Annotated in this window: 17 protein-coding genes; 13 read left to right on the forward strand and 4 right to left on the reverse strand. The window is 64.1% G+C overall.

The window, feature by feature from the left end:
* Positions 1–64 precede the first annotated feature (64 nt).
* The gene (locus K6G35_RS08445; protein WP_008650245.1) at positions 65–1,315 is read right to left on the reverse strand and encodes a branched-chain amino acid ABC transporter substrate-binding protein; all 1,251 of its coding nucleotides are present in this window, start codon (positions 1,313–1,315) and stop codon (positions 65–67) included.
* A 159-nt stretch (positions 1,316–1,474) separates the two neighbouring features.
* Positions 1,475–3,100 (reverse strand): 3-(methylthio)propionyl-CoA ligase, encoded by a 1,626-nt coding sequence (locus K6G35_RS08450; RefSeq protein ID WP_495675551.1) that lies wholly within the window; start codon positions 3,098–3,100, stop codon positions 1,475–1,477.
* Positions 3,101–3,501: 401 nt separating this feature from the next.
* On the opposite strand from K6G35_RS08450, the gene K6G35_RS08455 reads away from it, so the two are divergent.
* The 6 genes from K6G35_RS08455 to K6G35_RS08480 all read left to right on the forward strand — a co-directional run bounded on the left by K6G35_RS08455 (position 3,502) and on the right by K6G35_RS08480 (position 7,844).
* A complete protein-coding gene (locus tag K6G35_RS08455; RefSeq protein ID WP_495675552.1) occupies positions 3,502–5,052 on the forward strand; it encodes a protein adenylyltransferase SelO in 1,551 nt (516 codons plus the stop codon).
* Between the two features lie 48 nt (positions 5,053–5,100).
* Positions 5,101–5,508, forward strand: coding sequence for a peptide-methionine (R)-S-oxide reductase MsrB (gene msrB / locus K6G35_RS08460; protein ID WP_008650248.1), 408 nt, complete (start codon positions 5,101–5,103; stop codon positions 5,506–5,508).
* A gap of 95 nt (positions 5,509–5,603) precedes the next feature.
* A complete protein-coding gene (locus tag K6G35_RS08465; RefSeq protein WP_008650249.1) occupies positions 5,604–6,143 on the forward strand; it encodes a septation protein A in 540 nt (179 codons plus the stop codon).
* 51 nt (positions 6,144–6,194) lie between these two features.
* Complete coding sequence (locus K6G35_RS08470) at positions 6,195–6,509, forward strand: BolA family protein (protein WP_008650250.1); 315 nt, start codon at positions 6,195–6,197, stop codon at positions 6,507–6,509.
* A 4-nt stretch (positions 6,510–6,513) separates the two neighbouring features.
* Positions 6,514–7,308 (forward strand): peptidylprolyl isomerase, encoded by a 795-nt coding sequence (locus K6G35_RS08475; RefSeq protein WP_008650253.1) that lies wholly within the window; start codon positions 6,514–6,516, stop codon positions 7,306–7,308.
* A 188-nt stretch (positions 7,309–7,496) separates the two neighbouring features.
* Positions 7,497–7,844, forward strand: a complete 348-nt coding sequence (locus K6G35_RS08480; protein ID WP_008650255.1) for a hypothetical protein — start codon at positions 7,497–7,499, stop codon at positions 7,842–7,844.
* 112 nt (positions 7,845–7,956) lie between these two features.
* On the opposite strand, the gene purL is transcribed toward K6G35_RS08480, so the two are convergent.
* Together purL and K6G35_RS08490 are read right to left on the reverse strand one after the other, a co-directional pair.
* Positions 7,957–12,003 (reverse strand): phosphoribosylformylglycinamidine synthase, encoded by a 4,047-nt coding sequence (gene purL / locus K6G35_RS08485; RefSeq protein WP_495675553.1) that lies wholly within the window; start codon positions 12,001–12,003, stop codon positions 7,957–7,959.
* Between the two features lie 227 nt (positions 12,004–12,230).
* The gene (locus tag K6G35_RS08490; RefSeq protein WP_008650259.1) at positions 12,231–12,818 is read right to left on the reverse strand and encodes a winged helix DNA-binding protein; all 588 of its coding nucleotides are present in this window, start codon (positions 12,816–12,818) and stop codon (positions 12,231–12,233) included.
* Between the two features lie 140 nt (positions 12,819–12,958).
* On the opposite strand from K6G35_RS08490, the gene K6G35_RS08495 reads away from it, so the two are divergent.
* The 7 genes from K6G35_RS08495 (at position 12,959) to K6G35_RS08525 (ending at position 22,494) form a co-directional block, all read left to right on the forward strand.
* Entirely contained in the window at positions 12,959–14,857 is a 1,899-nt protein-coding gene (locus K6G35_RS08495; protein WP_495675554.1) for a cellulose biosynthesis regulator YedQ, read from the forward strand.
* A 212-nt stretch (positions 14,858–15,069) separates the two neighbouring features.
* Positions 15,070–16,422 (forward strand): amidase, encoded by a 1,353-nt coding sequence (locus K6G35_RS08500; RefSeq protein WP_495675555.1) that lies wholly within the window; start codon positions 15,070–15,072, stop codon positions 16,420–16,422.
* Between the two features lie 143 nt (positions 16,423–16,565).
* Positions 16,566–17,549: a TRAP transporter substrate-binding protein DctP gene (gene dctP, locus K6G35_RS08505; RefSeq protein WP_008651683.1), complete on the forward strand. Its 984-nt coding sequence runs from the start codon at positions 16,566–16,568 to the stop codon at positions 17,547–17,549.
* A gap of 144 nt (positions 17,550–17,693) precedes the next feature.
* On the forward strand, positions 17,694–18,245 hold the full coding sequence (locus K6G35_RS08510) for a TRAP transporter small permease subunit (protein WP_008651680.1): 552 nt from the start codon (positions 17,694–17,696) through the stop codon (positions 18,243–18,245).
* Positions 18,245–19,555 (forward strand): TRAP transporter large permease, encoded by a 1,311-nt coding sequence (locus tag K6G35_RS08515; RefSeq protein WP_008651678.1) that lies wholly within the window; start codon positions 18,245–18,247, stop codon positions 19,553–19,555. The genes K6G35_RS08510 and K6G35_RS08515 overlap by 1 nt, the downstream gene beginning before the upstream one ends.
* Positions 19,556–19,589: 34 nt before the next feature.
* On the forward strand, positions 19,590–20,879 hold the full coding sequence (locus tag K6G35_RS08520; RefSeq protein WP_008651677.1) for a D-amino acid dehydrogenase: 1,290 nt from the start codon (positions 19,590–19,592) through the stop codon (positions 20,877–20,879).
* 7 nt (positions 20,880–20,886) lie between these two features.
* Entirely contained in the window at positions 20,887–22,494 is a 1,608-nt protein-coding gene (locus K6G35_RS08525) for a bifunctional ADP-dependent NAD(P)H-hydrate dehydratase/NAD(P)H-hydrate epimerase (protein WP_008651674.1), read from the forward strand.
* Positions 22,495–22,602 lie beyond the last annotated feature (108 nt).

Genomic DNA, 22,602 nt, shown 5'->3' on the forward strand with positions numbered 1-22,602 from the left:
TTGTCCAGGGTTCCCGCGCGAACGGGAACCCTGATCTGCCCTTCCTTCTCTTTGTCTTCCCGACTTAGTTCGGCCGCTTCATCTGGCAGGAAGTCGGCTGCGCGGCCACGAACTGGTCAAGCTGCGCGTTGGTCTTCCAGCCATAGCCGGTGTTTTCCTGGTCAAACTTGATGTCCTTGCCGTTGACCTTGGTCCAGGTGGCCACCACCAGCGGCTGCTGGGCCTGATGGTCGGTGTTACGCATTTCCACCGTCCCATTCATGCTCTCGACCTTCGCGCCCTCCATCGCCTTGGCCACCTTGACCGGGTCCGTGGAACCAGTGTCCTTCATGGCCTTGGCAAGGAAGGCAATGCCCGAGTAAGCCGCCATCACATAGAAGTCGTCGTTGTACTTCTTCTTGAAGCCTTCGACGATGTCGCCACCCTTGAAGGTGGGATTGTTCGGGTTGTAGTAGCCGACGTACTTGACGTGCTCGGCGCCGGAGGCACCCATCGCCGTCGGCACCCCGGTGGTGGCCGCGTAGTACGTGTAGTAATTGACCGGCAGGCCGGCATCCTTGCCCGCCTTGATCAGCAGCGCGAGGTCGCTACCCCAGTTGCCGGTGATCACTGTATCGGCACCAGACGCCTTGATCTTGGCCGCATACGGCGCGAAGTCCTTGACCTGCGCCAGCGGGTGCAGATCCTCGCCGACGATCTGGATGTCAGGACGCTTGCGCTTCAGGTATTCCTTTGCCGCGCGCGCCACCTGGTGGCCGAACGAGTAGTTCTGGTTGATCAGGTAGACCTTCTTGACGTTCGGGTCCTTGGCCAGGTACGTCGTCAGCGCCTCCATCTTCATGTCGGAGTTCGCGTCGAGCCGGAAATGCCAGTAATTGCACTTGCTGTTGGTCATGTCCGGGTCCACCGCGGCGTAGTTCAGGTAGACGATTTCCTTGCCCGGATTGCGCTCGTTGTGCTTGGCCACCGCATCTTCCAGCGCCAGACCCACGGCCGAGCCGTTGCCCTGGACGATATAGCGGATGTTCTGGTCCACGGCCTGCTTGAGGATGGTCAGGCTTTCCTGCGGCGACAGCTTGTTGTCAAACCCCACCACCTCGAACTTGTGCGCGCCCGCCCAGTTCTTCTGGTTGGCCACGTCGGCCACGTACTGCCAGCTCTTGAGCTGGTTCTGGCCCACGGGGGCCATCAAACCCGAAAGCGGATCGATAAACGCGATCTTCACCGTATCGGCTGCAGCCACTCCCGATACCAGCGCGGAACCCAGTGCCACAACTGCCGCCACCCCGGTTACCAGCGGACGCAACTTGGTCATACCTGTCTCCTTCACTTGTTGTCATTGGCGATGAGTGGCCGGCCACACCCTCCTCGCGTGGCCGGTCACCGGCGCGCGGACCCCTTTCCCTGAGCCCGCGCAAATGCCTGCTGCTACCTGATCAGATGAATATCCCGCTGCGGTCGACCTCGATCGGCCTCAGGCGGTGGGCAGCTTGTAGTCTTTGAGCTGCTCCCGCAGCTTGAGCTTCTGCATCTTGCCGGTAGCCGTGAGCGGAATCTCGCTGACGAACAGCACATCGTCGGGAATCCACCATTTGGCGACCTTGCCCTCGAAGAACCCGAGCAGTTCCTCGCGCGTGATCTCCATGTTCGGGCGCTTGACCACCACCAGCAGCGGTCGCTCGTCCCATTTCGGGTGATACGCGGAGATGCAGGCGGCCATGTGCACGGCCGGGTGCGCGGCAGCGACGTTCTCGACATCGATCGACGAGATCCATTCGCCGCCAGACTTGATCACGTCCTTGCTGCGGTCCGTGATCTGCATGTAGCCCTCTTCGTCGATCGTGGCCACGTCCCCGGTGGGGAACCAGCCATCCACGAGCGGGCTGTTGTCGTTGCGGAAGTAATGGTCGATGACCCACGGGCCGCGCACGTAGAGGTCGCCGAAGGCCTTGCCGTCCCACGGCAGTTCCTTGCCGTCACCGTCGACGATCTTCATGTCGACGCCATAGATCACGCGGCCCTGCTTCTCCACGATCTTGTGACGCGCCTCCTCAGGCAGGTCCAAATGGCGCGCCAGCAGCTTGCAAGACGTGCCCAGCGGCGACATCTCGGTCATGCCCCATGCGTGGATGACTTCCACGTCCAGCGCCTCGAGCGCGCGGATCATTGCGGGCGGCGCAGCCGATCCGCCAATCACGGTGCGGCGGAACGTCGAGAACTGCAGCTTGTTCGCCTGGACGTATTGCAGCAGGCCCAGCCAGACCGTCGGCACGCCGGCGGAGAAGGTCACGCCCTCCTGCTCGAACAGTTCGAACAGCGAAGCACCGTCAAGCTTCGGCCCGGGCAACACCAGCTTCGCGCCGACCAGCGGCACCGAGTACGGCAGGCCCCAGGCATTGACGTGGAACATCGGCACGACCGGCAAAATCACGTCGCGCGCCGAGCATCCGAGCGCATCGGGCAGTGCCGAGGCGTACGAGTGCAACACCGTCGAGCGATGCGAGTACAGCGCGCCCTTCGGGTTGCCCGTGGTACCGGACGTGTAGCAAAGGCTGGACGCCTGGTTTTCGTCGAACTGCGGCCACTCGTAGTTGCCGTCCTGGGCGTCGATCAGGTCTTCGTAGCAGATCAGGTCGACCTTCGACTCGGCCGGCATGTGGGCGCGGTCGGACATCATCACCCAGCCCTTCACGTTCGGGCAATGTGGTGCCACGCCCTCTACCAGCGGCAGGAACGTGCTGTCAAAGAACACGTATTTGTCGTCGGCATGATTGACGATGTAAGCGATCTGTTCCGGGAACAGGCGCGGGTTGATCGTATGACAGACGGCGCCCATGCCGGACACGCCGTAGTAAATCTCGAGGTGGCGATAGCCGTTCCAGGCCAGCGTGCCAACGCGTTCGCCCTGCTGCACGCCCAGCGCGCCAAGCGCCTGTGCCAGCTTGCGCGCGCGCAGTTCGCAATCGCGGTAGGTGTAGCGATGCAGGTCGCCTTCGGTTCGTCGCGAGACGATTTCGGTGCTGCCGTAGTAGCGCGCAGCGTGCCGGATGATGGAGGAAATGAGCAACGGTGCGCTCATCATTTGTCCCATCAAAGCCATGAAACTGTCTCCAGTCTTGAATGATCAGTCTGAAAAACGAACAATCGTGCTAATTTTTGGCCGATTGCTCCCATACTCCGCGAAAACAGAAACCGGTGACACTTATGTGTGATGGATCGCGCGAGCGCCGCGCTCGATGGCAGCGCTCCGGCCCCTGTCATGCATAGGATTGATGTCCGCTATTTGCATCGCTATTTGCGTGGTCTGCGATACAGCGGAGACCCTTGGGCTACAGGGGGAAACCGGTGCAAGTACAATACTGCGAGGCCAGATGTGTCTCAATATGTCGTTTTCCCCTAGCACCATGCACTTGATGCATGTGCACTCATACTGGGCATTCGGCAGCGCCATCATTGAACGGTCTGATCGATGCGGAGCCCTGCCATTTTTGGCTGCCCCTGATGCCCAACGAACCCACTGACGTCTTGCCCCCGACCTCCTTCAACGTACCTTTTGGCACGCGCCCCGGCATTGCCGCGCTCGGCGAGCGCTTCTTCACGCGGCTCACCCCGACGCCACTGCCTTCGCCTTACCTTGTCAGTGTCGCGCCAGCCGCTGCGGCGCTGCTGGGCTGGAACGAGACGGACCTGCGGGATGCGGTCAAGGACCCGGCCTTCATCGACAGCTTCGTCGGCAACGCGGTACCGGACTGGGCGGACCCGCTGGCCACCGTTTACTCCGGACACCAGTTTGGCGTCTGGGCCGGGCAGCTCGGCGATGGCCGCGCGATCCGGCTGGCCGAAGCGCAAACGCCGGGCGGCCCGTGGGAGATCCAACTGAAGGGGGGTGGACTCACTCCCTACTCTCGTATGGCAGACGGCCGCGCGGTCCTGCGTTCCTCGATTCGCGAATACCTGTGCTCCGAGGCCATGTATGCGCTGGGCGTGCCGACCACTCGGGCGTTGTCGATCATCGGCTCCGACGCGCCGGTACGTCGCGAAACCATCGAGACCTCTGCTGTGGTGACGCGGCTGGCGCCAAGCTTTATCCGTTTCGGGCATTTCGAGCACTTTGCCGCGCGTGAAGACCATGCGTCGCTCCGTCAACTGGCCGATTTCGTCATCGACAACTTCTACCCAGCCTGCCGGGACGCCGCGAATCCGTACCAGGCCCTGCTGCGCGAAGTGTCCCTGCTAACGGCCGACATGGTCGCCCACTGGCAAGCAGTGGGCTTCTGCCACGGGGTGATGAACACCGACAACATGTCGATCCTGGGCCTGACGATCGACTACGGCCCATTTGGATTCCTCGACGCATTCGACGCCAATCACATCTGCAACCACTCAGACCAGCAGGGCCGCTACGCCTACAGCCAGCAACCACAGATCGCCTTCTGGAACCTGCACTGCCTGGCACAGGCGCTGCTGCCGCTCTGGCGCGACACCAACGCGGTAGACCCCGAGGTCGAGAAGGCAGCCGCGGTGGAAGCCGCGCGTGAGGCGCTCGACCCGTTCCGTGACCGCTACGCGGAGGCATTCTTCCGTCACTATCGCGCCAAGCTTGGCCTGCGCAGCGAACAGGAGCAAGACGAGACGCTGATGACCAATCTGTTCCGTGTACTTCACGAAAATCGCGTGGACTACACATTGTTCTGGCGCAATCTTTCGCGCGTTTCTTCGCTGGATAACTCGCACGACGCACCGGTACGCGACCTGTTCCTCGATCGCGCGGCCTGGGATGCGTGGGCAGCTGAGTACCGCGCGAGGCTCCAGAGCGAGCAGTCGGACGATGCGGCACGCACGACCGGCATGCTGGCCACGAATCCGAAGTACGTCCTGCGCAACCATATGGCCGAGACGGCAATCCGCGCCGCGCGCGACAAGGATTTCTCCGAAGTGGATCGCCTGCTGGCCGTTTTGTCGAAGCCATTTGACGAACAGCCCGAAGCCGAGCCCTATGCAAAGCTGCCGCCCGACTGGGCCTCCGGCCTTGAAGTCAGTTGCTCGTCGTAACCCAGACCAAACGCCCCCAAGAATGCCGCACTACCAGGAAGCACGATCATGACCACGACCAAGACCGACGCCGAATGGCGCTCCCAGCTGTCGGACATCGAGTACCGCGTCACGCGCGAGGCCGCCACCGAGCGCCCGTTCACCGGCCAGTACTGGGACCACTGGAACCAGGGCATCTACCATTGTGTGGGCTGCGGCACGCCGCTGTTCGAGTCGGCCACCAAATTCGACGCCGGCTGCGGCTGGCCGAGCTATTTCCGCCCGATCAACGGCGAAGTGATCGCCGAGCACACCGACCACAGCCACGGCATGACACGGGTGGAAGTCCGCTGCAAGGAATGCGGCAGCCATCTGGGCCACGTCTTCGAAGACGGCCCCGCTCCCACCGGACTTCGGTATTGCATCAACTCGGCTGCGCTAAAATTCGATGATCGCGATCCGGAAGATCGTGGGTGACGACACCCGCACTCCGGTCGCATGACCGATCTGCCCGGCGGCGGATCGCCCGCGGGCCAGCCTGATCGCCGACCCGCCAACCTTATCGCATCCGCATGAAATTTCTTTTCGACCTGTTCCCGGTCATCCTTTTCTTCGTCGCCTTCAAGCTGTTCGGCATCTATCCCGCGACGGCCGTGGCGATCGGCGCGACGGTGGTCCAGATTGCCTGGGTTCACTTCCGTCACGGCAAGGCCGAGCCCATGCAATGGGTCAGCCTGGCGATCATCGCCGTATTCGGTGGCGCCACGATCCTGCTGCACAACGAAACCTTCATCAAGTGGAAGCCGACGGTGCTCTATTGGCTGTTCGCGGTCACCCTGATCGGCTCGGTCATCGGATGGCGCAAGAACCTGATCCGCGCCATGATGGAAAAGCAGGTGACGCTGCCCGAACCGATGTGGGGCCGCCTCAACGTCGCCTGGGCGGGCTTTTTCGCGGTAATGGGCGTGCTCAACCTGTATGTGGCGTACCAGTTTTCGACCGACACCTGGGTCAACTTCAAGCTGTTCGGCAGCATGGGCCTGATGCTGGTGTTCATCGTGGCGCAGAGCATCTGGCTGTCGCGCCATATCCAGGAAACCCCGTCCGAATAAGCCACCGCGCGGCGGACTCATCGATTCAGAACAGAACAGAAGGAAATCCGGATGGCAGCTGATCCCGCCACCATCGAAGCACTGCTCCAGGCAGCGCTTGATCCCACCCGCCTGACCGTGCGCGACGACAGCGCCGCCCATGCCGGCCATGCAGGCGCAGCCTCTGGCGGCGGGCACTATGACGTGCTCATCGTCAGCGAGCGGTTCGGGGGTCACTCTCGCGTAGCCCGGCACCGTATGGTGTATGATGCGCTGCGCGAACTGTTCCCCTCGCAAATCCACGCGTTGGCCGTCAACGCGTACACCGACCAAGAATATCAATCACGCGAAGCAACCCGCGACGCTACTCGCAACTCTCAGACCTGACCCCATGAAGACCTCCGTCCTCTCGTTCAGCCTGGCGGCTGTGCTTGCTGCTGGCAGCCTGCCCGCATTCGCCCAGAACGCTGCCGTTGTGAATGGCAAGCCGATTTCGTCGGCCAAGGTGGACAAGCTGATCGCCAGCACTGGCCAGCCGGAAACTCCTGAACTGCGCGACCGTGCGCGCAACATGCTGATCGACCGCGAACTGCTGCTCCAGGAAGCCAACAAGCGCGGCATCACCCAGCGTGACGACGTGCAGGAGCAACTGGAACAGGCCCGCCTGAACGTGCTGGCCGGCGCGGTATTCGAGGACTACGTGCGCACCCACGGTGCCAGCGATGAAGAGCTGCGCAAGCAATACGAGAAGATCAAGGCGCAGTTCGGCAACGGCAAGGAATACCACGTCCGTCACATCCTCGTGGAGAAGGAAGCCGACGCCAAAGCACTGATCGCCAAGATCAAGGCCGGCGCCAAGTTCGAGGACGTGGCCAAGGCCCAGTCGAAGGACACCGGTTCCGCCGCGAACGGTGGCGACCTGGATTGGGCCAACAGCAGCAGCTACGTGCCCGAGTTCTCGGCCGCGATGACCAACCTGAAGAAGGGCCAGATGACCGATACGCCGGTCAAGACCCAGTTTGGCTGGCACATCATCGAACTGGTGGACACGCGCGACGCCAAGATCCCGTCGTTCGAAGAAGTGAAGCCGCAGCTTCAGCAGATGATGATGGGCGATCAGGGCTGGCAGCGCGAGCAGTTCCAGGCGATGATGAAGTCCCTCAAGGACAAGGCGAAGATTCAGTAATCTGTTGCCAATCCGCTAAAAAACCGGCGCTAATGCGCCGGTTTTTTCATTTGGAGCACTCTGGGCAGCCTTGCACGGCACGTGTTTGATCTTGATACAGGTGGCGGGTTTCCACTTGGCACCGGCCCCGGTAAGATCAGAGCCACGCGTTTCGGCGCAGGCTTCATGACTTCCATGGATATCAAGCAATGGGCGTGACCAGCGGCTATTGGCAAATGTGGCACATCTTCTCCAGTGGCATGGTCTATTGCGCGCTGGGAATGCCCAATATCGAATGCACCGGCGGTCGATGGCGCAGCCTGCTTGCTCACCTCCCCGTGCGTGATCGCTATGCGCAAGCGAAACTGCTTCAGGCCACGGTCGCCTTCATGGAAATCCGTGGAGAAGTCAAAATCCCCCCCGGGTCCGATCGCTTGCGCCTCCTCTATTCCCGGTATCTGCCCTGGAGCGCCCGCCTGCAGACGCGGGAGTCCGCGCCTACGCCATCCGCCTCACCGCCATCGCCTGCGGACCAGCCCAATACGGCTGTAGCTTGAACTCGAATTTCACCACCTGAGCGTCTGAGCGTCTGCCCGTAATGCAGACGGCGGCACCAAAAGAAAAAGGCGCCCGACAATCGGGCGCCTTTGGCATGAGTGGGATAACGCCTTAGCCCACCCACTTCCGTGCGTTACGGAACATGCGCATCCACGGGCTGCCACCATCGGCGATCTGCTTCCAAGCGTCCGGCGCCCAGCTCATCGTCGCGGTACGGAACACCCGCTCCGGGTGCGGCATCAGCACGGTAAAGCGGCCATCGACCGTCGTAACCGACGTGATGCCCTCCGGCGAACCATTCGGGTTCAGCGGATACGTCTGCGTCGCTGCGCCACGGTTATCGACGAAACGCAGGGCCACGTTTGCCTTGGCGATGTCGCCTTGCTGCGAGAAGTCGGCAAAACCTTCACCGTGCGCCACGACGATCGGAATGCGGCTGCCTTCCATGCCAGCAAAGAAGATCGACGGCGACTGCTGCACTTCGACGGTCACAAAGCGTGCTTCGTACTGTTCCGACTGGTTACGCGTGAACTTCGGCCAGGCGCCCGCACCCGGAATGATCGGGGCCAGGTTGCTCATCATCTGGCAGCCGTTGCACACGCCCAGCGCGAACGTGTCCTGGCGATTGAAGAACGCCGCGAACTGTTCGGCCATCTGACCGTTGAACAGGATAGTCTTGGCCCAGCCTTCGCCCGCACCCAGCACGTCACCGTAGCTGAAGCCACCGCAGGCCACGAAGCCCTTGAAATCAGCCAGGCTGGCGCGGCCGGCAATCAGGTCGCTCATATGGACATCGTGCGTGTCGAAGCCCGCAAGATCCATGCTGTACGCCATCTCGATCTGCGAGTTCACACCCTGCTCGCGCAGGATGGCCACGCGCGGACGCGCGCCCGAAGCGATGAACGGCGCGGCGATATTCTCGGCCGGGTCGAACGTCAGCACGGGGCTGATGCCCGGGTCGCCGGCATCGAGCACGCGCTCGTACTCGCTATCGGCACAGGCGGGGTTGTCGCGCAGACGCGCGATACGCCAACTCACCTCGCTCCACGTACGCTGCAGATCGGAACGCGCGGCGCCGAACACCTTCTTGGCATCGCGATAGATCTCGACCTGGTCGTTCGTGTTCGGCTTGCCGATCACGTGGCTGCATGCCGACAGGCCTGCCTCGCGCAGCACCGCGAACACAGCGTCGCGCTCTTCCAGGCGCACCTGGACCACGGCACCGAGTTCCTCGGAGAACAGCGCGCGCAGCGTCTGGTCATTGCGACGTTCCGCGACCTGCTGCGCCCAGTTCTTGGCGTCGCCGTAATCCTGCTCGCCGTTCGGATCGAGCGTGAGCATGTCGACGTTCAGCGACACACCACAGTGGCCCGCGAACGCCATCTCCGCCACGGCAGCCATGAAACCGCCGTCCGAACGATCGTGATAGGCCAGCAGCTTGCCTTCACGGTTCAGGCGCTGGATCACGTTGAAGAAGTTCTTGAGGTCTTCCGCGTTGTCGACGTCGGGGGCGCTATCGCCCACCTGCTGCGTCACCTGGGCCAGAATGCTGCCGCCCATGCGGTTCCTGGCGCGCCCGAGATCGATCGCGATCAGCACGCTCTCGCCCAGGTCCGTACGAAGCTGCGGCGTCAGCGTGCGGTTCACGTCGTCCACCGCCGCGAATGCGGAGATGATCAGCGATACCGGCGCTACGACTTCCTTGTCGCCATCGGCATCGGACCATTTGGTGCGCATCGACAGCGAATCCTTGCCGACCGGGATGCTGATGCCCAGTGCCGGGCACAGTTCCATGCCGACGGCGTGCACCGTGTCGTAAAGCTTGGCGTCTTCGCCAGCCACGCCACAGGCAGCCATCCAGTTGGCCGAGAGCTTCACCTTGCCCAGGTCCTTGACCGGTGCCGCTGCCAGGTTGGTCAGCGCTTCGCCGATCGCCATGCGGCCCGAGGCCGGCGCGTCGATCACGGCCAGCGGCGTGCGCTCGCCCATCGTCATCGCCTCGCCAGCCGTGCCCTTGTAGTCGAGCGTGGTCACGGCCACGTCGGCCACCGGCACCTGCCACGGGCCCACCATCTGGTCGCGGGCGTTCATCCCGCCCACGGTACGGTCACCGATCGAGATCAGGAACGACTTGTTGGCCACGGTCGGGTGGCGCAGCACGTCACGCACGGCTTGTTCCAGCGAGATGCCGGTCACGTCGACGGGCGGGAACTCACGCTCCACGCGCGTCACGTCGCGATGCATGCGCGGCGGCTTGCCCAGCAGCACGTCCATCGGCATATTGACCGGGAAGTGTTCCTTCAGCGCGGCGTCCACATGCGAGTCGACAAGCTGGAGCTGTTTCTCCTCAGTCGCGACCCCCACCACGGCAAACGGCGAACGCTCACGCTCGCACATCGCCTGGAACAGCGGCAGGCTGTTCGGCGCGATCGCCAGCACATAGCGCTCTTGGGACTCATTGCACCAGATCTCGGCAGGCGACAGACCCGACTCTTCCAGATGCACCTGACGCAGGTCGAAACGCGCGCCACGGTCAGCGCCGTCGACGAGCTCGGGGAACGCGTTCGAAATGCCACCCGCGCCAACGTCGTGGATCGACAGGATCGGGTTCTCATCGCCAAGCTGCCAGCAGGCGTTGATGACTTCCTGCGCGCGGCGTTCCATTTCCGGGTTGCCACGCTGCACCGAATCGAAATCGAGATCGGCGGTGTTCGTGCCGGTCGCCATCGAACTGGCCGCGCCGCCACCCATGCCGATACGCATACCCGGGCCGCCCAGCTGGATCAGCAACGTGCCGGCCGGCAGCGGGTCCTTGTGCGTGTGCGAGCCGTCGATGTTGCCAATGCCGCCGGCGATCATGATCGGCTTGTGATAGCCGCGCACGGTGCCGCCAACGTTCTGCTCGTAGACGCGGAAGTAGCCACCCAGGTTGGCGCGGCCAAATTCGTTGTTGAACGCCGCGCCGCCGAGCGGCCCGTCGATCATGATCTGCAGCGGGGATGCGATGCGGTCCGGCTTGCCGGTCACAACCGGCTTGTCGTCCGGATTGCGGTGGGACACCGGCTGGGCCGCGTCGCGCGCGTTTTCCCATGACTCGACGGCATCGGGCAGCATCAGGTTCGACACCGTGAAGCCGGTCAGGCCGGCCTTGGGCTTGGCGCCACGTCCAGTTGCGCCTTCGTCGCGGATTTCACCGCCCGCACCGGTCGACGCGCCAGGGAACGGCGAGATCGCGGTCGGGTGGTTGTGCGTTTCCACCTTCATCAGCGTGTGGGTCAGCGCCTCGTGGCGCCCGTACTTCTGGTCCGCGCCACGCGGGAACCAGCGCTCGGCCACGTCGCCTTCCATGACGGCCGAGTTGTCCGAGTACGCCACGATCGACCCCTGCGGGTTCAACTGGTGCGTATTGCGGATCATCGCGAACAGCGACTTGTCCTGGGACACGCCGTCGATGGTCCACGTGGCGTTGAAGATCTTGTGGCGGCAGTGCTCGCTGTTGGCCTGCGCGAACATCATCAACTCGACGTCGGTCGGGTTGCGTTCGAGCTTGCCGTAGGCGTCCAGCAGGTAATCGATCTCGTCCTCGGACAGCGCCAGGCCCATTGCCGTGTTGGCGTCCACCAGCGCGCTGCGACCCGCCGAGATGTCGATGAACTGCAGCGGCTTGGCCGGCAGTTCCTGGAACAGCGCGGCGGCCTCTTCACGGCTGCCGATCACCGTTTCGGTCATGCGGTCGAACAGATGTGCGGCGACAGCGGCGCGCGTGCCGGCATCCAGCGTCTTGCGGCCGCGCAGCAGCCCCTTCTTGCAGATGACCGTGATTTCGATGCCGCGCTCGATACGGTGAACGTGGGTCAGGCCGCAGTTGTGGGCGATATCGGTGGCCTTGCTGGCCCACGGCGAGATCGTGCCGAAGCGCGGGATCACCACGAAGCGGTCGCCCTCGGTCTGAGCGGTGAACGGCGCGCCGTAGGTCAGCATCGCGCCGATGCGGGTCTGATCCTCGGCGGACAGCGGCGTGTCCGAATCGACGAAGTGCACGAACTGGCCGTGCACCGATTCAATATCGGCGTCGATCTGTTGGAGAGCGGCAAGCAGGCGTTGCTGACGGAAGGCGGAAAGCGCCAAAGCGCCGGGGAAGCACGAGAAATGCGCCATGATCGTTGCGGTCGGGAGGCGTAGGAGGGTCGGGGCAGGCGGCCGCCGACACTGCTGAATGGAATGCCGGCTGGCGGGAAACCGCTATTGTACCTTGTCGGCGACCGCTTTTTGCATTGCGCAATCGGGGGCCGACAGACATTCCGCGAGAAAGCTGGCAAGGACAGCCTGACCGACGTCATTATCGGCAGGCCAAGCTGTGCTATAGAGCATAATACGTCACATTATCAAAGGGAAGTGGCGGAGCGCGCCGCCTGCTCGTAGAGACCGGTCAACACACGCAGCAGGCGTGCCAGTTCGCCGATCTCCAGGTTTTCCTCGCTACCCTCCGTGAAATTGCTCGTCAGGCACTGCTCGCGGATCTCGCGGTACCGGGCGCAGGCGTCGGTACCAGCCTGCGTGGTGGCGTAAGTGGCCTCCTTGCCAACCCGCTCCCCGGCCACCAGTCCCAGCCCCACGAGCTTCTTGAGCGCGTATGTGACCAGATGGGTATCTTCGACGTTCAGCACAAAGCAGATGTCCGCCAGCCGCTTGGCGCGTCCGCGATGATTGACGTGGTGCAGTACCAGCACGTCCAGGAACGTCAGGTCGCGCACGCCAGCGGCACCCATGCAGCGCACCACCCATCGGCTATAGGCGTTGTAAGCGGTATTCAGCCCGAACTCGAACTCCGACAATTCCGGGCTACGCACCGAAACCAGATGCGACGACGACACAATGTTGACGCCGGCAGCGCGCGCCAGTGGCGCGGCCGGTGAGGGGCTCGCCACTGGCGCAGCGGTGGCGGGGCTGTCCGAAACGGGCTTGCGTGCCATGAAAAGCAGTCTCCTGGGATGCGATTTTGAATCATTGGGCGCCCGGATTTAGGCGATTTACGCGACAGTTTATCGGCAAATCGATGAGAAATCCGCCGCCATCGTGTGCTGCCGGGCTGTCACCCCCTCGACGCGAAGATTTGCAGAACCGATCTAAAATTTTTCGACGGACAGTCTCTGACGGATCTGAATCCGGCACGATACGACTTCCCGTCGCGCAAGAGCCATCACGTTCCAGATCGGGTACTGGCCATGGTCACGTATTGAAGAACAATCACATGCACTCCGCCTCCGATACCGGACGACTGCTCCCGTCCGACAGGTTCCTGAGCCGGTTATGGCTCGCGCTCATCAAGCGCCCTCGCCGCTTCATTCTGATTGCGTTCAGCGCCGCCATTCTCCTGATATTGCTGCTCATCCTCCGGGGCATGATGTTGTCGCGCGACACGGAGATCGAGTCGGTCAGACAGATGCAGGCGGTTCGTGCCGTGAGCATCAACGCGCTGCTTCAACTGGAGGCGGAGCGCCTGGCGAACATCCGGAACTACGCCGAGCACCTGATGCAGATCCAGGATGAACTGCCAGCCCTCTTCGCCCACGACATCCAGACTGCCTTTGAGCACCGCAATGACGATGTCTGGGCGCTGCGGACACGTGAGGCGGCGCCCGTCTATGGCGTCAGCGCGGCGCGGCTCACTGGGCTGGATGGCTTCTCGCGCGACGATGCCAAGCTGATCCCGGGCATGGCGGTTGCAATCGCGCTCAGCCATATGTTCAGTGCGGGACACAACGAACCCGGGCTCCGGGAACGCATTGCCTATGTGTCCGCCAGCGGCATCATCGTGGCTTACCCGGCCATTAGCGAGCAGGACGTTGATCCGACCCTGCGGACCTTCGCTTCCGCCGGGTACTTTCGTAATAGCCTCCCCTTGGCCAATCCGACGCGAAAGCAGCAATGGAGCATCGCGCGGTCCATGGACGACGCTGGCGAATCGTCGCTATTCCTGAGTGCTCCTGTCTACGCCGGCAACGCATTCAAGGCCGTTCTGATTCTGGAGATTCCGCGGCCCAGTCTTGACGAGTCCCTCAACCTTGCCCCCCATCACGACGTCAACAACTACCTGGTGGACCACAACGGCATACTCGTGGGCGCCGGTATGCGAAACGTGCATCGGGGCGAAACGCTCGCGTCCGTGCTCATCGACAAATGGCCGGCGGACAAGCTCGCGGTGGCGTTCAGGGGCGATGCCGGCATTCTGAGCAACGAGCATGGCAGCCGCCTCATCTATCGCAAGCTCGGAAACAGCGGCCTGATAATGGTCGACGAGGTCTCCACGCGGGAACTGCTACAGGCGAGCGTCGCCCGCCTGAGCGGCACCATTGGCGCCGGCGCTGTCGCCCTGGGCCTTCTGCTTTGCTTCACGCTGGCAGTTGTCCATACATTGTTCGGGCACTACATTGACCGGGGCGAAGCCCTCCGGACCCTCGCCGAGACCGATGCCCTGACCGGGTTGGCGAACCGTCGCGTGTTCGCATCCCGATTCGCAGACGCCTACGCATGGTGCAAGCGGGACGCCGTTCCGGTCTCGCTGATCATGCTCGACATCGACCGTTTCAAAAAGATCAACGACCGCTGGGGACATGGCAGCGGAGACGTGGTGCTGCGTACCCTGGCGGACGCGTTGCGCGCGAATGTCCGGAATGTCGATCTGCCGGCGCGACTGGGCGGCGAGGAATTTGCCGTCCTGTTGCCACGCACGGGTATCGCGGATGCAGCCAACCTGGCCGAAAAGCTTCGCCTGGCCCTGCAAGCATTGGTCTGCGAACCGGTCGACAGCGCTGACACGGCATCCATCCGTTTCACCGCGTCCTTCGGCGTGGCGCAGATCGCGCCAGGCGAACCGGGCAACCTCGACTCGCTGCTGATGGCGGCGGACCAACGCCTCTATGCCGCGAAGGCCAGCGGCCGAAACAAGGTCGTCTGGGATGATCCGCAGCCGGAGGAGATGGAGAACGAGAAGCCCGTCAAGGGGGCCTGATCTCGTCTGCCTGATCGCCCGGGCGATGCGATCCTGGCATCGAACGGTATTTCTTGCCGCGCCTCGGGATATAGCGTCCTTCCCTATGTCCCGCCGATGCGCTTCTTGCTACCCTTGTCGGATTCTTGAGCCTCTTGATTCACACAGGCAATGCGTGAATGTGATTTTGCTCCGCGGCGCCTGTCACCTTCGTCTCGCCCACGCAAACCGTCATGCTGCCTGACATCGCCTCCCTGAACGCCGCCGTCCGCGCCGGCACCACCAGCCGCGCCGACCTGCTTGCCGAAGCCGCCACCAGGGCCGCCAGCGCCGCCGGCCACGCCGTCTATCTCCACACCACGTTCGATGCCGCCAGCGAGGTGGCCCGCGCGGCCGATGCCGCTGACCGCGCTGGCAAGCCGCTCCACCCACTGGCTGGCCTGCCGGTATCCGTCAAGGATCTCTACGACATCGCGGGCGAGGTCACGCGCGCCGCGTCTGCCGCCCGCCAGGACGCCGTACCCGCGACGGCCGATGCCGCCGTGGTGGCCCGGCTCCGCGCGGCCGGCGCCGCGCTGGTCGGCCGCACCAACATGACCGAGTTCGCCTTCTCTGGCGTCGGCATCAATCCCCATTTCGGCACGCCGGTCAACCCATGCGACAGCTCGGTTGCACGGATTCCGGGCGGATCGTCATCCGGGGCGGCGGTCTCGGTCGCGATTGGCACGGCGGTGGCGGGCCTCGGCAGCGACACGGGCGGCTCGATCCGCATTCCCGCCGCGCTATGCGGCATCGTCGGCTTCAAACCCACGTCGCGCCGCGTGCCGCTGACGGGCGCGTTCCCGCTGTCCTACACGCTCGATACCGCATGTGCGATGGCGCGCACGCTGACCGATTGCATCGCCGTGGATAGTGTCATCGCCGACGCCCCGGTCATTCCGCAAATGAAGGCCGCCACCGCGATCCGCCTGGCGATTCCGCGCCAGCTGGTTCTCGACGATCTGGACGAACCGGTCTCGAAAGCCTTCGACCGTGCCATCGGCCGGCTTTCCGCCGCAGGCGTGCGCATCGAACACGTGGACATGCCCGAGCTGACCGAACTGGCCAGCCTGAATGCCGCTGGCGGGTTTTCAGCGCCCGAGTCCTACGCGCACCATCGCGCGCTGCTCGCCACCCACCGCGATCTGTACGACCGGCGCGTGGTAACCCGTATCGAGCGGGGCGCGGCGATGAGCGCGGCGGACTACATCGCGCTGCACCGCGCCCGCCTCGACTGGATTGCCCGCATGGAAGCTCGCATGTCGCCGTTCGATGCGGTGGTCTGCCCCACGTTGCCAATGGTGGCGCCGCCGATCGCCCCGCTTGTGGAAGATGACACCCTGTTCTTCCGCACCAATGGGCTGCTCTTGCGCAATACGTCCGCGTTCAATTTTCTCGACGGCTGTTCGGTGTCGCTGCCCTGCCATGCGCCCGATGAACTGCCCGTCGGCCTGATGCTGTCCCATGGACCGATGCGCGATGCGCAGCTGCTGGGCACGGCGCTTGCATTGGAATCGCTCGTGCACCCTTCACGGCGCGGAGGCTGAGCCGCCGCCGCACCGCGACACGCATTACCGCATTACCGCCGAGATCACCAACAACCTGGGAATCGGCGCAGGTAGTTCCAGGAGGATAGTCAAACCCGCGTAGTCGGGCAGGCGCCCGCGCGCAACATCAGGGAGAGATGGAAATGCGAGTCAAGGTATTGGCAGTTGCGGTGACGACGGCGGTGACAGGCATTCTGCTGACCGCCACGGCGGCACGGGCGGATACGAAGTGGGACCTGCCCACGGGCTATCCGGCCACCAACCTGCACACGGAAAACCTGCAGCAGATGGCCAACGACGTCGACAAGGCCACCGGCGGCAAGCTCAAGATCGTGCTGCATCCCAATGGCTCGCTGCTCAAGGCCAATGAGATCAAGCGTGGCGTGCAGACCGGCCAGGTGCAGATGGGTGAAATCCTGATGTCGACGCTGGCCAACGAAAACCCGGTCTTCGGCGTCGACGCGGTGCCTTTCCTGGCCACGAGCTATGGCGATTCCTACAAGCTCTGGCAAGCCTCGCGAACCGTCACTGACAAGATACTCGACCGCCAGGGCATGAAACTGCTCTACGCGGTGGCCTGGCCGCCGCAGGGCATCTACGCGAACAAGCCCCTGAACAGTGCGGCGGACATGAAGGGCCTGAAATGGCGCGCCTACAACCCGGCAACGTCGAAGATCGCCGAGCTGGTCAGCGCCCAGCCGGTGACGATCCAGGCCGCTGACCTGGCGCAGGCGCTTGCCACGGGCACGGTCAACTCGTTCATGTCGTCTGGCGCAACGGGCGTCGATACCAAGGTATGGGAGTCGGTGAAGTACTTCTATACCGTCGATGCGTGGCTGCCCAAGAACATGCTCGTCGTCAGCAAAAAGGCCTTCAACGGGCTCGACAAGCCCACCCAGGACGCTCTGCTCAAGGCCGTGGCCGATGCCGAGAAGCGCGGCTGGCAGGTCTCCGAACAGAAGACGCGCGAGTATCTGGCCACGCTCTCCAAGAACGGCATGACTGTGGCGCCGCCTTCGCCGCAGCTCAAATCCGACATGCAGAAGGTAGGCGAAGCCATGGTTGCCGACTGGGCGAAGAGCGCCGGCGACGATGGCAAGGCCATTCTCGACGCCTACAAGAAGTAGATCCGCGCCATCCGCGAAAGCAGGCCCGCGACAATCCATCGTGGCGCCCGCCTGCTTTCGTGCATGCATTGCAGCAGGCCCGCGCCGCTGATCGCGCGCGCCCTCCCATCGCCGTTCCCGCGTCACAGGTAGCCCGTCATCACCATGGAAGCCCCCATCCTCCGCAAGCGTTGGCTCGACCATCTGCTTGACGTCTGCGCCGCGCTCGGCGCGCTGTGCATCCTCGCTGTCTGCATCGTGATGATCGCGATGTCGATCTCGCGCGAGACCTCGATCACGCTCAAGGGCGGCGACGACATCGTCGCGTGGCTGTGCGCCGCTTCCGCCTTCCTCATCCTCGGTCAGACATTTCAGCACGGCGGCATCGTGCGCGTGGAGATGCTGCTGGAAGCCGTCGGCACCAAACGCCGCTGGCTACTGGAAGTCATCTCGCTCACCATCTGCCTGATCTTCGCCGGCTATGCGGCGTGGGCGCTCGGCTCGTTTGCCTGGCAAAGCTGGGATATCGGCGATGTGTCCCAGGGGCAGATCGTGATTCCACTCTGGATTCCGCAGAGTTTTGCAGTCATCGGCGCGCTCGGCTTTCTGCTGGCCGTCGGTGACGAATGGCTGCGCGTGGTACGCCGGCAGAAGCCGCGCTACCAGCTCGCGCAGGAAGCCAAGCTGGCCGCTGGCGACTTCGGGGAGACCGTCTGATGAGCACCGTTCTCGTTGCCCTGATCCTGCTGCTGGTGATGATCGTCTTCCTGGCGATCGGCGCGTGGATTCCCGTGGCGATCGCCGTGACCTCGTGGGTTGGCCTGGTGATCTTCTCCGACCACGACGCGCTGGTGAACCTTGCCAACTCCTGGTGGTCGTCCAGTGCCTCCTACACGCTGGCATCGCTGCCCCTGTTCGTGTGGATGGGAGAAATCCTGTTCCGCACCAAGCTCTCCGAGCAGATGTTCAATGGCCTCTCCCCGTGGCTCAACTGGCTGCCGGGCCGTCTCATGCACGTCAACATTCTCGGCTGCGGCATCTTCGGTTCGGTGTCGGGGTCGTCGGCCGCTACCTGCGCCACGATCGCCAAGTCGGCACTGCCCGAACTGACCCGCCGCGGCTACGACGAGCGCATCACACTCGGCTCGCTGTCGACGGCGGGCACGTTGGGCATTCTGATCCCGCCGTCGATCACGATGGTCGTGTATGCGGTGTCCGCCGACGTCTCCATCATCCGCGTATTCCTCGCCGGGTTCCTGCCGGGCCTGTTGCTGATGATCCTGTTTTCGGGCTACATCGTGGTCTGGGCGCTGATGAATCCCGAGAAGACCCCTGCGGCCGAGACGTTTGGCTGGTCGGCCCGGCTAGCGTCGATCCGGCAGCTCATGCCCTGCATCATCCTGATCGCGTTCATCACGTGGATCATGATGGCCGGGTACTCCACGGCTACCGAGGCTGCCGCGTATGGCGTGGTGGCGTCGCTCGCGCTGGCCTGGGCGGGCGGTTCGCTGACGCGCAAGGCATTCTGGGAAAGCCTGATGTCGGCCACCCGGCTGACCGCGATGATCATGTTCGTGCTCGGGGCGACGTCATTCCTGTCGGTCACGATGAGTTTCACCGGCATTCCGCGCGCGCTGGCCGAATGGGTGGCGGCGCTGCAACTGTCGCCGTGGGCGCTGATCGCGGTCCTGACCATCATCTATATCCTGCTTGGCACGGCGCTCGACGGCATCTCGATGATCGCGCTGACCACGGCCACCGTCCTGCCGATGGTACAAGCCGCCGGCTTTGATCTGGTATGGTTTGGCATCTTCATCGTGTTGCTGGTGGAAATCGCCGAGGTCACGCCACCTGTCGGATTCAACCTGTTCGTGCTCCAGAGCATGACCGGCAAGGACAGCAACTACATCGCCAGAGTGTCGCTGCCGTTCTTCATGATGATGGTGCTGGCCATCGGCATCATCACCGTGTGGCCCAGCGTGGTGACATGGCTGCCTGACGTAGTCATGGCGAAGGAGCTCAAATAGCGGCACTTCATCCTGAAGGGGGCAAAGCTAGCGGATGCACGTGATCATCATCGGCGCCGGCGCAATCGGCGTCTGCTCGGCCTGGTACCTGCGCCAGGCCGGCTTCGAAGTCACTGTACTGGAGCGACGCGGCGCCCCCGCGCAGGAAGCCAGCTTTGGCAACGCGGGCGTGATCGCCCCCGGCTACGTCGCGCCCTGGGCGGCGCCCGGGATGCCCGGCAAGATCGTGCGCTCACTGTTCCAGCACGCCTCGCCGGTCGTGTTCCGCCCAAGCGCCGATCCCGCGATGTGGCGCTGGATCGTGCGCTGGCTGCGCGAATGCAACCCCGAAAGCTATCGCACCAACAAGCTGCGGATGCAGCGTGTGGCCTTCTACAGCCGCACCTGTCTGCACGAGCTTCGCTCGGCACTCGAGATCGAGTACGAGCAATCACGTGGCTACCTGCAACTGTTTCGCACACAGCGCGACCTTGATCTCGCATCGCCCGCATTGGCCTTGCTGCGCGAGAACAACGTCCCGCATCAGCTCATCGACGCCGCCGGTTGCCGGCGCATCGAACCCGGCCTGACCGACGACACGCCACTGGCGGGCGGCCTGCATCTTCCAGAGGATGAATCCGGCAATTGCCCGATCTTTGTGCGCAGACTGCACCAGCACGCGGAAGCCGCGGGGGTGCAGTTTCGTTTCCAGACCGAAGTCGCCCGGTTGCGCAGGACGGACGGCCGCCTGACAGTCGAACTCGCCGCGCTCGGTGGCCGTGCCCGGGAAGTGCTCGATGCGGACCGCGTGCTGCTTGCAGCCGGCGTCGGCAGCGAGACGCTGCTGCGCCCGCTGGGGCTGCGCCTGCCGCTCTACCCGGTCAAGGGCTACTCGGCCACGGTCATGGTGACGGACGAACTACAGGCACCGCTAGGCGCCCTGATGGATGAATCGTACAAGGTGGCCATCACGCGCATGGGCAATCGACTGCGCGTGGCGGGCACCGCGGAGCTTGGATCGCGCAAGCTCGATCTGCGGCCTGCCGCGCTGCAAACCCTGATCAAGGTCGCGCGCGACTGGTTTCCGGTAGCCGGCCACTACAACGCCGCCACGCTTTGGGCTGGGGCGCGACCGATGCTGCCTGACGGCCCGCCCCTGATCGGCGCCACCCGCGTGCCGGGCCTGTTTCTGAACCTCGGCCATGGCTCGACGGGCTGGGCGATGAGCTGCGGATCGGGCAAAATTGCCGCGGACCAGATTGCCGCCAGCGCCGGCCAAGGCGACGGGCCAGCCATCGACATGGATGGGCTGACACCCGAACGTTACCGGCTGGGCCCCGCCTGATACCAATATGAGCACGACTGTCTCGCCTTCGACATCCCCGGACCCCGACGCGACGCCGGACCGCATCGCGCTGGATCCCGCCGGCACGGACGTTACGCCGCTTTACGACCTGACGACGATCCGCCGCGTGGAGCACGCCGGGCTGGCCGCGACCCCGCCTTTCACGTTGATGTCCCGCGCGGGCGCTGCGGCAGCGGACTGGCTGCACGCATGGGTGCCGAATGGCCGCATCCTCTGCCTGGCTGGCCCTGGCAACAACGGCGGCGACGCGCTGGTTGCCGCCATGCGCCTGCATCAGCGCGGACGGCTCGTGGAAGCATGGCTGATCGGCGAAGCCGACCTGCTGCCCGCCGATGCGGCCCGCGCCTGGCTCGAGGCCCGCGCCGCCGGCGTGCCGCTACTGGCGCTGCCCAACGATGCCGATACCGGGATTCCTCCCTGGCCGAATGGATGCGCGGCAATCGTCGATGGATTGCTGGGGATCGGACTCAACCGTGCGGCCGACGGCAATATGGCGCGTTGGATCGACCATCTGAATACCTCGCGCCTGCCGGTGTTCTCGCTCGATATCCCGAGCGGATTGTTCGCCGACACCGGCGCCGGCAACCCGGCGGTCCGGGCACAACGCACGCTGACGTTCCTGGCTGCCAAGCCGGGCCTGCTGACACTGGATGGCCGCGATTGCGCCGGCGAGGTCGATATCGCACCACTCGGGCTCGACTATCCGCCAGCCGAACATCCCGTGGCGGTGGTCAATCAGCCGCCGGGTTTTTCCCATTCGCTGCCGCGACGCGAGCACGCGGATAACAAGGGCAGCTTCGGCAGCCTGGCTGTGATCGGTGGCAGCCATGGGATGACCGGGGCCCCTTTGCTTGGCGCGCGCGCCGCCCTGTATCTGGGCGCCGGGCGTGTCCATGTGGGATTCCTCGCGCAACCGGCGCCCGCCATCGATCCGGTTCATCCAGAGTTGATGCTGCACACCGTGACGGAGCTTTCGCCCGGCGCGATGTCGGCCTACGTGGTCGGCCCTGGGATGGGTACGGGCGCCTCCGCGCGCAAGCAACTGGCGCAACTGATCGATATCTGCGCCAATGCGGCGACAGCCGCGCCGCTGGTGCTCGATGCGGATGCGCTCAACCTGCTGGCTACCGATGGCACGCTGGCCCAGCAGCTTATCGAAAGCGGTGTGGCACACGTGATGACGCCCCACCCGCTTGAGGCCGCGCGACTGCTGGGCAGCACCGTGGCCGATATCCAGCGCAACCGGCTGGAGGCCGCAGCCGCACTGGCCACGCGGTGGCGGGCCACGATCGTGCTCAAGGGCTCCGGAACCGTGATAGCGTCCCCGGACGGCGCGCCGCCTGCGATCAATCCGACCGGCAATGCCGCGCTCTCCACCGCCGGCACCGGTGATGTCCTGGCCGGAATGATCGGCGCCCTGATCGCCCAGGGAATGCCGATCGTCGCGGCCGCGCGCGCGGCGGTCTGGATTCACGGCCGTGCCGCCGACAGGCTGGTAGCGTCGGGCACGGGCCCGGCTGGCATGACTGCCAGCGAGCTCTATCTGCCCGCCCGGGATATCTTCAACGCGTTGCTACGCGGCGGCGGTGCGTAACGTCCCGGCACTGCCACCAACAATGCCGCGCGGATCACGCCAGACGCCGTCCAGGTGATCTCAGGTGATGCGCGCGGCGCGGCACGCGTCGGACAATTGCCGATAGGG

This window comes from Cupriavidus sp. HY129 (genome assembly GCF_059492215.1).